At 65.2% G+C, this 11,675-nt stretch carries 13 protein-coding genes; 10 read left to right on the top strand and 3 right to left on the bottom strand.

Features of this window, described 5'->3' with window-relative positions; all coding sequences use genetic code 11:
- The 4 genes from VIR09_RS04010 to VIR09_RS03995 all read left to right on the top strand — a co-directional run.
- A partial coding sequence (locus VIR09_RS04010; protein WP_332011699.1) for a TonB-dependent siderophore receptor occupies positions 1–2,314 on the top strand: 2,314 nt, incomplete at its 5' end.
- Positions 2,315–2,595: 281 nt separating this feature from the next.
- Positions 2,596–3,531: a 3-hydroxyacyl-CoA dehydrogenase family protein gene (locus VIR09_RS04005; protein WP_332011698.1), complete on the top strand. Its 936-nt coding sequence runs from the start codon at positions 2,596–2,598 to the stop codon at positions 3,529–3,531.
- A gap of 177 nt (positions 3,532–3,708) precedes the next feature.
- Positions 3,709–5,049 carry a short-chain fatty acid transporter gene (locus VIR09_RS04000; RefSeq protein WP_332011697.1) on the top strand — a complete coding sequence of 447 codons (1,341 nt, stop codon included), beginning with the start codon at positions 3,709–3,711 and terminating at the stop codon, positions 5,047–5,049.
- A 152-nt stretch (positions 5,050–5,201) separates the two neighbouring features.
- Positions 5,202–5,930 (top strand): SDR family NAD(P)-dependent oxidoreductase, encoded by a 729-nt coding sequence (locus tag VIR09_RS03995; protein WP_332011696.1) that lies wholly within the window; start codon positions 5,202–5,204, stop codon positions 5,928–5,930.
- A gap of 47 nt (positions 5,931–5,977) precedes the next feature.
- On the opposite strand, the gene VIR09_RS03990 is transcribed toward VIR09_RS03995, so the two are convergent.
- Positions 5,978–6,760, bottom strand: coding sequence for an IclR family transcriptional regulator (locus tag VIR09_RS03990; protein WP_332011695.1), 783 nt, complete (start codon positions 6,758–6,760; stop codon positions 5,978–5,980).
- Positions 6,761–6,905: 145 nt separating this feature from the next.
- Between VIR09_RS03990 and VIR09_RS03985 the strand changes: the two genes are divergently transcribed.
- The 6 genes from VIR09_RS03985 to VIR09_RS03960 are packed head-to-tail and all read left to right on the top strand — an operon-like array spanning position 6,906 to position 10,718.
- A complete protein-coding gene (locus VIR09_RS03985) occupies positions 6,906–7,595 on the top strand; it encodes a 3-oxoacid CoA-transferase subunit A (RefSeq protein WP_332011694.1) in 690 nt (229 codons plus the stop codon).
- A complete protein-coding gene (locus VIR09_RS03980; protein WP_332011693.1) occupies positions 7,592–8,236 on the top strand; it encodes a 3-oxoacid CoA-transferase subunit B in 645 nt (214 codons plus the stop codon). Before VIR09_RS03985 ends, VIR09_RS03980 begins: the two co-directional genes overlap by 4 nt.
- 52 nt (positions 8,237–8,288) lie before the next feature.
- Complete coding sequence (gene catC / locus VIR09_RS03975) at positions 8,289–8,564, top strand: muconolactone Delta-isomerase (RefSeq protein WP_042796227.1); 276 nt, start codon at positions 8,289–8,291, stop codon at positions 8,562–8,564.
- A gap of 12 nt (positions 8,565–8,576) precedes the next feature.
- Positions 8,577–8,873: a YciI family protein gene (locus VIR09_RS03970; RefSeq protein ID WP_332011692.1), complete on the top strand. Its 297-nt coding sequence runs from the start codon at positions 8,577–8,579 to the stop codon at positions 8,871–8,873.
- A 19-nt stretch (positions 8,874–8,892) separates the two neighbouring features.
- Positions 8,893–9,672, top strand: coding sequence for a 3-oxoadipate enol-lactonase (gene pcaD, locus VIR09_RS03965; RefSeq protein ID WP_332011691.1), 780 nt, complete (start codon positions 8,893–8,895; stop codon positions 9,670–9,672).
- A 5-nt stretch (positions 9,673–9,677) separates the two neighbouring features.
- The gene (locus VIR09_RS03960; RefSeq protein ID WP_332011690.1) at positions 9,678–10,718 is read left to right on the top strand and encodes a cyclase family protein; all 1,041 of its coding nucleotides are present in this window, start codon (positions 9,678–9,680) and stop codon (positions 10,716–10,718) included.
- Positions 10,719–10,800: 82 nt separating this feature from the next.
- Here the strand turns inward: VIR09_RS03960 and VIR09_RS03955 are convergent, their stop codons facing one another.
- Together VIR09_RS03955 and grxD are read right to left on the bottom strand one after the other, a co-directional pair.
- Positions 10,801–11,364, bottom strand: coding sequence for a UbiX family flavin prenyltransferase (locus tag VIR09_RS03955; RefSeq protein WP_332011689.1), 564 nt, complete (start codon positions 11,362–11,364; stop codon positions 10,801–10,803).
- Positions 11,365–11,371: 7 nt separating this feature from the next.
- The coding region (gene grxD / locus VIR09_RS03950) for a Grx4 family monothiol glutaredoxin (RefSeq protein ID WP_332011688.1) at positions 11,372–11,675 on the bottom strand (304 nt) is incomplete at its 5' end.

Below are 11,675 nucleotides of genomic sequence, written 5' to 3'. Positions count from 1 at the left end.
GCAGAGCGCCGAGGCCAGGCGCAGCTACGACATCCCCGGCGGCCCGCTGAGCCAGGTGCTCAATGCCTATGCCAGCGCAGCCGGCGTCGAGCTGAGCATGGACGCCACCTTGCTGCAGGGCAAGCACAGCAACGGCCTGTCAGGCAGCTATTCGGTGCGCGAAGGCTACGCCGAACTGTTGCGCGGCCAAGGCCTGCAAGCCCTGCGGGAAAGCAACGGCAGCTACACGCTGCGCCCCGCCCCGCTGTCGCACCAGGACGCCACCACGCTCGAAGCGGTGACCGTCACCGCGCAGGCCGCGGAAACCGCCACCGGCCCGCTGCATGGCTACACCGCCCGGCTGAGCGCGGCCGGCACCCGTACCGACACGCCCATCATCGAGACGCCACAATCCATCTCGGTTGTCGGCGCGGAAGAAATCGACACCCTGAAGTCGCAGAGCATTCAGGATGCGCTGGGCTACGTGGCGGGCGTCAGCCGCGCCGAAGGCATCGACCGCACATCCGACAGCCTGTTCCTGCGAGGCTTCCGCAGCAATCTGGGCAATTACTATCGCGACGGCATGCTGTACACCGTGAACATCTACAACGGACGGCAGGAGGTGTACGGGCTGGAGCGGATCGAGTTCCTCAAGGGCGCATCGTCCGTCCTTTACGGTTCGGCATCGCCAGGCGGCATCATCAATACGGTAAGCAAGCGCCCCACCATCGAACCGCTGCGCGAACTGAACGTGGAAGCAGGCAACTACAGTCGCAAGCAGATATCCGGCGACTTCGGCGGGGCGCTGGACGAGGAAGGCAAATGGTCATACCGCCTGACCGCCCTGCTGCGCGACAGCGACACGTTCATCGACCACGTGCCCGACGACAGGACCTATATCGCGCCTGCAATTACCTGGCAGCCCAGCGCCGCCACCTCGCTGACACTGCTTGCGGAGTACCAGAAGGACCATACCGTCTACGTCTATGGCCTGCCGGCGCAGGGCACCGTGCTCCCCAACGTCAACGGCAAGATCCCACGCAATCGCTTTACCGGCGAGCCTGGCTTCGACAAATTCAACATGGAGCGCTATTCGATCGGCTATCTGTTCGAACATGCCTTCAACAGCCAGCTGAAACTGCGCAACAGCGCGCGCTACTTCCATGCGAACAGCACCTATCACTCCACCGACATCTGGCAACTCGCGCCCGACCAGCGCTGGACCGCCGACCGAGGGGCAATGCCACGCTGGGACCGTTCCTCCGCGCTGATCTCCGATACGTCCTTGCAGTACGAAGTGGGCAGCGGCATGGTGCGGCACACCTTGCTGGCGGGCATCGATTACTCGCTGCCCAAGCACGAAACCGAACGCTACATCCGCAGCAACAACAACATCGACCTCTACGATCCCGTGTACGGCGCGCCGCTGGGCCCTGTCGCGCCCTTCCCCGATTCTTCCTCCATCACCGACATGAAGCGCCTGGGCATCTACGTTCAGGACCAGATCAAGATCGCGGACAAATGGGTGGTCCTGCTGGGCGGACGCCAGGATTGGGTCACGGTCGACGAGCGCAACTTCTTCACCGACGAAAAATATGCGGACGGCGAAAAGAGCAAGGCCTTCACCGGCCGCGCCGGCCTGGTCTACCTGGCCGACAACGGGCTGGCGCCATTCCTGAGCTATAGCGAATCGTTCGAGCCGACCAGCGGCCAGGACCGCCAGGGCAGCCGCTTCCAGCCCACCACCGGCCAGCAATACGAAGCCGGCTTGCGCTACCAGCCCGCGGGCTCGGACACCATGCTCTCGGCGGCGGTCTACCAACTGACCCGCAAGAACATGACCGTGACCGATCCCCTGGACACGTCCTACCAGATACAGGCCGGCGAGGCGCGAACCCGCGGCCTGGAACTGGAAGCGCGCACCCGCATCGGCCGCAATGCCAACCTGATCGCGGCCTACGCCTATACCGACGCGCGCACGCTCAAGGCCAGCCCCTTGCAGCCCGACGAGGAAGGCAAGCGCCTGAACTCGGTCCCCTACAACCAGTTCTCGCTATGGGGCGACTATGGCTTCGGCGACTTCGGCCTGCCGGGCCTGAGAATTGGCGCCGGGGTACGCTATGTGGGCAGCACGCGCGGCATGGCGCACGGCATGCCGGTGGAAGTGCCGTCCTTCACGCTGTTCGACGCCATGATCAGTTACGCGACGGGGCCGTGGAAGTTCGCGCTGAACGCGTCCAACCTGACCGACAAGACGTACATCGGCAGTTGCACCTACGGCTGCTTCTATGGCGAGCCGCGGCGAGTGATAGGCACCGCCACCTACCGCTGGTAATACCTGGCCGGCCCCCGCTCGCGCCAGAGCATGGGCCGGCGCCTCCCGCCGGTCCTCCGTCCACCAGCCGGACACCCAAAATCCCCCATTTGTCCGCCCCCCGCGACTTTTAGTACTATCTCTTTCAGAAATTCTATATACGCACAAATGTTCGTATATAGAACAAAACGATTTTTCTGGCCAGGCGCACAGGAAGGCACTCCGGAAGAGACAGAAAGCACCCTGGTTCCGCACGTGCCGCCCGCAAGCCCGGCGTGTCAGTCAGCACCGAGCGAACCATCATGGATACTCCCCTCAAGAATCTCGCCATCGTCGGCGCAGGCGCCATGGGCAGCGGCATCGCCGCGCTGTTCGCCTCGAAGGGATTGAACGTCGTCCTGATCGACCCGATGGAAGGCGCGCTGGAACGCGCGCTGCAGACGATAGACCGCCAGTTGAACGTCTACGCTCCCGGCCAGGTCCAGGAAGCGATGCAGCGCATACAAGTCGCGCCCGGACTGGAAGCGGCCTGCAACAGCGACCTGGTCATCGAAGCCGTGCCGGAAAACCTGGAACTCAAGCGCGGCATCTTCGCCAAGCTGGATTCCCTGTGTCCGGCGCACACCCTCTTCGCCACCAACACCTCCGGCCTGTCCATCAACGCCATCGCCAGCGCGGTAGTGCGCCGCGACCGCTTCGTGGGCACGCATTTCTTCACCCCCGCCGACGTGATTCCGCTGGTGGAAGTGGTACGCAACGACGGCACTTCTGAAGACACCGTCGCCCGGGTCATGGCCACGCTGCGCCATGCCGGCAAGCGCCCGGTGCTGGTGCGCCAGGACATTCCCGGCTTCATCGCCAACCGCATCCAGCATGCCCTGGCCCGCGAGGCCATCTCGCTGCTGGAGAAAGGCGTGGCCAGCGCCGAGGACATCGACGAAGTGGTCAAGTGGAGCCTGGGCATCCGCCTGGCCCTGTCGGGTCCGCTGGAACAGCGCGACATGAACGGCATCGACGTGCATTACGCGATCGCCAGCTATCTCTACAAAGACCTGGAAAACCGCAGCGAACCCTCCGAACTCCTGAAGAGCAAGGTTGAAAGCGGTCAGATCGGCGCCAAGAGCGGCCAGGGTTTCTACACCTGGAGCCCCGAGCGCCGCGAACGCGTGCTGCGCGAGAAAAGCGCCGCGCTGGGCGAACTGGCCGCGTGGCTCAACGGCAAGGCCAGCGGCTCCTGACGGTTCCGCCAGCAAGAATTCACTACATAAGGCGCGGGGTCTCCCGCCACCAGCGCCAGCGGGCCACAAGCCCAACCACACAAAGAAAGCAATCGTCCCACCCACCCGCGCCGCCACCCGGCGCCGGGCGGGGCAAGACGCGAAAAAACAGCCTGACCGGAGTTTGTAGGAAGCATCATGAATAAACTGGCTTCATTCTTTACCGAGCTGATGCGCAAGTATCTGCCCGATCCCTTCGTCTTCGCGATCGCGCTGACCTTGCTCACCGTGCTGCTGGCCATGGGCATCGAAGGCCAGAGCATCGGCGACGTCACCCGCGCCTGGGGCAAAGGCTTCTGGAGCCTCTTGGCCTTCACGACCCAGATGGCCGTGATCCTGGCGATGGGCTATGTGCTGGCCACCGCGCCGCTGACCGACCGCCTGCTCAACCGCATCGTCAGCCACGTGCACAAGCCGCATACCGCCATCATCGTGGCGACGCTGGTCGGCGGCATCGGCAGCTATCTGAACTGGGGCTTCGGCCTGGTCATCGGCGGCATCGTCGCCAAGAAGCTGGCGCTCAAGGTCAAGGGCGTGCACTACCCCCTGATCATCGCCGCCGCCTATAGCGGCTTCACCATGTACGGCCTGGGCCTGTCGGCCAGCATCCCGGTGCTGGTCGCCACCCCTGGCCACCCGACCGCCAAGCAGATGGGCACCATCCCGCTGTCGGAAACCATTTTCTCGGTGCCCATGCTGATCACCAGCCTGGTCATCATCGTGACGCTGCCGCTGCTCAACGCCTGGCTGCACCCGAAGAAGGGCGAGAAGATCGTTGAAGTGGATCCGGCCATCGACCGCGACGCCAACACGTCCAACGCCGCCGAAGACATGCTGGAAAAGGGCACCATCGCCTCCAAGCTGAACAACAGTCGCATTCTGAGCATGTTGATCGGCGCGCTGGGCATCGCCTACGTGACCTTCCACTTCATGGACGGCGGTTCGCTGGACCTGAACCTGATCAACTTCATCATCCTGTTCCTGGGCATCATCCTGCTGGGTACGCCGGCCGCCTATGTGGCCAAGCTGACCGAAGGCATCAAGACGATCTCGGGCATCATCCTCCAGTACCCCTTCTACGCCGGCATCATGGCCATCATGGCCGCCTCCGGCCTGGTCACCACGATCTCGCAAGTGTTCGTCGACGTGGCCACGCCCGAGTCGCTGCCGTTCTGGGGCCTGATCAGCTCGTTCGTCATCAACTTCTTCGCGCCGTCGGCCGGCGGCCACTGGGTCATCCAGGGTCCGTTCATGATCGACGCCGCCAAGGAAATCGGCAGCGCGCTGAACCAGACCACCATGGCCGTCATGCTGGGCAACGCCTGGAACGATCTGGTGCAGCCGTTCTGGATCCTGCCGGCGCTGGCGCTGTCCAAGCTCAAGCTGCGCGACGTGATGGGCTATACCGTCATCATGATGCTGTGGGTCGGCGTGATCCACATCACCGCCGTGCTGCTCTGGGGCTACTTGACGCATTAAGCCCCCCCGTACGCGCTTACGCGCGCCCCCCAGGGGGCGACACCTGCAGACCGGCAAAGCCGGATCTGGCGGTGTCCTCGCCGAGGAGAGGACGGACTAATTTGTACCGGCAGCGTTTCAGCCTGCGTTGGAATTTGGAATAGGGAACTGATATGAGCAAACCTACTGCGTATCTCGTGACCGGCGGCAGCGCCGGGATCGGAGCGGCAATCATCCGCATGCTGCTGGATGCGGGACACCAGGTCGTCAACATCGACTACAAACTGCCCGAGCAGCCGCCCGCGGGACTGGTGTCATATCAGGCCGACCTGACCGACGAAGCGCGCACCAAGGAAGTCGCCCGCGAGGTGACCGAGGCCTACAACATCGTGGGCCTGGTCAACAACGCTGGCGCCACCCGCCCCGGCACGGCCGACACGGCCACGCTGGCGGACCTGGACTACGTGGTGAACCTGCATCTGCGCACCGCGTTGATCCTGGTGCAGGCCGCGCTGCCCGCCATGCGCGAGGCCGGCTTCGGCCGCATCGTGAACATGTCGTCGCGCGCCGCGCTGGGCAAGCCCGACCGCGTGGTCTATTCGGCCACCAAGGCCGGCCTGGTGGGCCTGACCCGCACGCTGGCCATGGAACTGGGCGGCGACGGCATTACCGTCAACGCCATCGGCCCCGGCCCCATCGCCACCGACCTGTTCACCAAGAGCAATCCGGCAGGCGCGCCGCAGACCGAGCGCATCATCAACAGCATCGTGGTCAAGCGCCTGGGCACGCCCGAAGACGTGGCGCGCGCGGCGATGTTCTTCCTGTCTCCGGACAACGGCTTCGTCACCGGCCAGATGCTGTACGTCTGCGGCGGCACGACGCTGGGCGTCGCGCCCATCTGAGGCCAGCCATGCGCCTGCCTGCCGTCCTCTTCGCCCCCCTGCTTCGCCTAGCGGCGCAGCAGGGCGTGGTTGATCTGGTCGGCCGCGCGGCGCAGCGGCGGCAGGAAGGCCGCCAGCATTTCCTTGCGCGTGAAGCGATTGGCATGGCCGCTGACGTTCATCGCGGCGATCACGCGGCCGCTGCGGTCCATGATGGGCACGGCCACCGACTGCAGCCCCGGCTCCAGTTCCTGCGCGACGCAGGCGTAGCCGTCGGCGCGCACGCCGGCCAGCACGCGCTTGAGTTCGGCGATATCCGTGATGGTGTGCGGCGTGTAGGACTGGATCTGGCTCAACGCCAGCACCCGGTCCAGCTCCGGCTCCGTCAGCCCCGCCAGCAGCACGCGTCCCATCGAGGTCGCCCAGGCCGGCAGGCGGCTGCCCACGGCCAGGTTGATCGTCATCACCTTGTGGGTGGACAGGCGCAGGATGTAGACGATGTCCGCGCCCTCCAGCACCGACACGGAACACGACTCCCGCGTCTGCTCGGCCACCTCTTCCATGTACGGCAGCGCCAGGTTCCACAACGGCGTACCGGACAGGTAGGCGTAGCCCAGTTCCAGGATGCGCGGCGTCAGCGAGAACTTGCGGTCGTCGACGGTGACGTAGCCCAGGTGCTCCAGCGTCAGCAGGATGCGGCGCGCGCCGGCGCGGGTCAGCCCGGTCACCGCGGCGACCTCGGACAACGTCATCTGCGAACGGTCGGGGCCGAAGGCCCGGATCACGGACAAGCCGCGCGCGAAGGACTGCACGTAGCTGTCGCTGGGTTGCTGGGTATCTTGCTCGGCCATCCGTCTACCGCAAAAAGAGTAAATGGAGATGACGCCGCGCCGGCTCGCCTTGACGCTCGGCTCATCCCCATGAAACGATGTTCTTCAGAAGAACGAAAGTTCTAATTAAGAACAAATTATGACACGCCACCTATGAGCAAACATCATGATTTCTAAGCTTGTTGCAAGCGCGGCGGCCGCCCTGGCGGACGTACCCGACGGCGCCACCGTCATGATCGGCGGCTTCGGCACTGCCGGCCAGCCCATGGAGCTGATCGACGCCCTGCTCGAGCAGGGCGCCAAGGACCTGGTCATCATCAACAACAACGCCGGCAACGGCACCACCGGCCTGGCCGCCCTGCTGGGCGCCAACCGCGTGCGCAAGATCATTTGCTCGTTCCCGCGCCAGGTGGATTCGCAGATCTTCGACGGCCTGTACCGCAGCGGCAAGATCGAGCTGGAACTGGTGCCCCAGGGCAACCTGGCCGAACGCATCCGCGCTGCCGGCGCCGGCATCGGCGCGTTCTTCACGCCCACCGGCTATGGCACGCCGCTGGCCGACGGCAAGGAGATCCGCGAAATCAACGGCCGCCAGTACGTGCTGGAGTATCCGCTGCACGCCGACTACGCGCTCATCAAGGCCGAGCGCGGCGACCGCTGGGGCAACCTGGTCTACCGCAAGACCGCCCGTAACTTCGGCCCCATCATGGCCAGCGCCGCGCGCGTCGCCGTGGCCCAAGTGCGCGAAGTGGTCGAACTGGGCGAGCTGGACCCCGAAACCGTCGTGACCCCCGGCATCTTCGTGAAACGCGTCGTGCAGATCGAAGCCACCCCGGCCGCCAAGGAGCAGCAATGAGCACCAAACTGACCCGCGACCAGATCGCCGCCCGCGTCGCGCAGGACATTCCTGAAGGCGCCTACGTGAACCTCGGCATCGGCCTGCCCACGCTCGTCGCCAACCATCTGCCGGCCGATCGCGAAGTCATCCTGCACACCGAAAACGGCATGCTGGGCATGGGCCCCGCCCCCGCCAAGGGCGAGGAAGACTACGACCTGATCAACGCCGGCAAGCAGCCCGTGACCGAACTGCCCGGCTGCTCGTTCTTCCACCACGCCGATTCGTTCGCGATGATGCGCGGTGGCCACCTGGACATCTGCGTGCTGGGCGCCTTCCAGGTGTCGCAGCACGGCGACCTGGCCAACTGGCACACCGGCGCGCCCGACGCCATCCCCGCCGTGGGCGGCGCGATGGACCTGGCCATCGGCGCCAAGGACGTCTTCGTGATGATGGAACTGCAGACCCGCGAAGGCCAGAGCAAGCTGGTGGAAGCCTGCACCTATCCGCTGACCGGCGTGCGCTGCGTGTCGCGCGTCTACACCGACGTGGCGGTGTTCGACATCCGCGCCGACGGCGTCACCGTCACCGACATGTTCGGCGACACCACCGCCGACGAGCTGCTGAGCCTGACCGGCCTGCCGCTGAAGTTTTCCCGCTGAGTTTTGTGCGCGCTCCGGCAGCGCCGGAGCGGCTTTACAGGAGAGAGTCATCATGTTGTTCATGGTTCAAATGCAAGTCAATCTTCCCGTCGACATGCCCGCCGAGCGCGCCGACAAGCTGAAGGCCGACGAAAAGGCCCTGGCGCAGCAGCTGCAGCGCGACGGCAAGTGGAAGAACCTGTGGCGCGTGGCCGGCCGCTACGCCAACGTCAGCATCTTCGACGTCGAAAGCAACGACGAACTGCACACGCTGCTGTCCTCGCTGCCGCTGTTCCCGTACATGGATATCAACGTCACGGCGCTGGCGCGCCACCCCTCGGCGATCTGACAGGAGCAGTTCATGCCCTACATCATCGAAACCTTCGACAAGCCCGGCCACCAGGACGTGCGCCAGCAGCATCGCGCTGCGCACCTGGAATACCTGGACGCGAACAAGCAGTTGCTGCTGGCCTGCGGCGCCAAGCTGCAGGACGACGGCAAGGACGCCGGCGGCGGCCTGTACATCGTGGCCCTGGAAACGCGCGAAGCCGCGCAGCAGTTCATCGATGCCGACCCGTTCGCCCAGGCCCAGCTGTTCGAGCGCGTGACCATCACGCGCTGGCGCAAGGCCTACCTCGACGGCGTCTGCCATCTGTAATCGAAAGGAATAAACCCACATGTCTTACGCCGATCTCAGCCAGGCACGGCTGTTCTACGTCATCGATGGCCCCGCGGACGCGCCGGTGCTGGTGCTCTCCAACTCGCTGGGCACCTGCTCCGACATGTGGGCCCGCCAGATTCCCGAACTGAGCAAGCACTTCCGCGTGCTGCGCTACGACACCCGCGGACACGGCAAGTCTTCCATCCCCGAAGGCGAATACAGCTTCGAGCAGCTGGGCAACGACGTCGCCGAACTGCTGACGCATCTGAACATCAAGCGCGCGCACTTCTGCGGCCTGTCGATGGGCGGCCCCACCGGCCTGTGGCTGGCACTGGCGCGTCCCGAGCTGCTGGACAAGCTGATCCTGTGCAACACCGCCGCGCGCATCGGCTCGGCCGAAGGCTGGAGCGCCCGCATCGCCGCGGTCGCCGAACAGACCCTGGAAAAAATGGCGCCCACGCTGGTCGAGCGCTGGCTCACCGACAGCTACCGCGCCGCCGAGCCGGGACTGACCCAGGTGCTGATCGACATGCTGCGCCGCACGCCGGACGCCGGCTACTCGGGCAACTGCGCCGCGCTGCGCGACGCCGACTTCCGCGAACAGGTGGCTTCCATCAAGGCGCCCACGCTGGTCATCAGCAGCACGCACGACCTGGCCGCCACGCCGACCCAGGGCCAAGAGCTGGCCGCAGCCATACCCGGCGCGCGCTACTTTGAAATGAACACCTCCCATATCTCGAACTGGGAGCAACCGGAAGTCTTCACCCGCGCGGTCGTCGACTTCCTGAAGGGGTAAGCGGCATGCAGCGCTGGAAAAACCGGCCCGAAGGCTCCAACTGGGGCGACTTCGGACCCGACGACCAACTCGGCCGCCTGAACCTCATCACCGAAGAACAGGTCCTGAAAGGCGCGCGCGAAATCCGCGCCGGCAAGACCTTCTGCCTGTCGCTGCCGCTGGACCTGCCCGGCGGCAACGTGCTCAATCCGCGCCGCCATCCGCCGCAGCTGAGCCCCACGCGCCTCGCGGACACGCCGTACCTGAACTTCCCGTTGCGCAACGTCAACCCGGACGCGGTCGACGTGCTGAGCGACGACCAGGTGCTGCTGTCGATGCAGTATTCGACGCAATGGGACGCGCTGGCGCATGTGGGCGCGCTGTTCGACGCCGACGGCGACGGCAAGCCCGAACTGCGCTACTACAACGGCTACCAGGCCGGCGTCGACGTCATCGGCCCGGCCGACGGCGACCATACCGGCTGCGGCTGCAACAGTGGCGGCCCCTCGGCCGCCCTGAAGCTGGGCGTGGAAAACCTGGCGCAGAAAGGCATGCAGGGCCGTGGCGTGCTGGTGGACCTGTTCCGCCACTACGGCCCCGGCCGCACGCTGATCGGCCATGCAGAGCTCATGCATGTGCTGAAGACTGACGACATCAGCGTCGAACCCGGCGACATGCTGGTGCTGCGCACCGGCTATGCCGAAGCGGTGGTCGCCATGAACGGCACGCCCGACGCCGAAACGCTGCACACCTACGGCGCTGCGCTGGACGGCACCGACGAGGCGCTGCTGCAATGGATCACCGACAGCGGCATCGCCGCCATCTGCGCCGACAACTACGCCGTGGAAGCCTATCCCGCGCGCGAGAAGACCGGCCCGCGCGCCATGCTGCCGCTGCACCACCATTGCCTGTTCAAGCTGGGGCTGCCGCTGGCGGAACTCTGGTACTTGAGGGACCTGGCCGACTGGCTGCACGCCAACGGCCGCCATCACTTCATGCTGACCGCGCCGCCCTTGCGCCTGCCGCATGCAATCGGGTCGCCGGTCACGCCGATCGCGACGGTGTGATTGCTGCGCGCCGCGCAAGCGCTTATCGCGCAAATGAAAAGAGCTCCAGACTTGGAGCTCTTTTTTTGTCCTGCGGCAACCACTACTTCATGCCTTCCCAATGCGGGCCAGGCACCACGATATCGAACATCTCCAGCACGCGCGCCACGGTATGGTCCACCATCTCTTCAATGGAAGCGGGCCGGTGGTAGAACGCGGGCAGCGGCGGAAACACGATGCCGCCCATTTCGGTCACGGCCGTCATGTTGCGCAAATGCGCCAGGTTGAACGGCGTCTCGCGCACCATCAGCACCAAACGCCGGCGTTCCTTGAGGGTGACGTCGGCGGCGCGGGTGATGAGGTTATCCGACAGGCCGTGCGCCACGGCCGCCAGCGTGCGCATGGAGCAAGGCACGATCACCATGCCTGCGGTCTGGAACGCGCCGCTGGCCAGGGTGGCGCCCACGTCGCGCACGCTGTGCACGTGGTCCGCCAAGGCATAGACATCATGGCGGCCGACGTCCAGCTCGTGCTTGATGTTCAGCACGCCAGACGCCGACACTACCAGATGCGTTTCGACATCATCCACGCCGCGCAATGCCTGCAGCATGCGCACCGCGTAAAGGGAGCCCGTGGCGCCCGTGATGCCGATGACCAGTCGCCGCATGGACTGATCAGGCCGTTGCGCCGGATTGGTCCAGCAGCGTCTTCAGTTCGCCGGATTCGTTCATCTCGTTCATGATGTCCGAGCCGCCGATGAACTCGCCAGCCACGTACAGCTGCGGAATCGTGGGCCAGCTGGAGAACTCCTTGATGCCCTGGCGGACTTCGTCGTCCTCCAGCACATTGACGGTAACCAGCTTCTTCACGCCACAGCCCTTCAGGATCTGGATGGCCTTGCCGGAAAAGCCGCATTGCGGGAATTGGGCGGTGCCCTTCATGAACAGCACGACGGGGTGCTGGGTCACGGTTTCGCGG

Origin of the sequence: Achromobacter sp. (assembly GCF_036567245.1) — a bacterium.
Taxonomy (GTDB): Bacteria; Pseudomonadota; Gammaproteobacteria; order Burkholderiales; family Burkholderiaceae_B; genus Achromobacter.
Note: the sequence above shows the minus strand (reverse complement) of the source record. Positions and strands in the feature narration are given on the sequence as shown.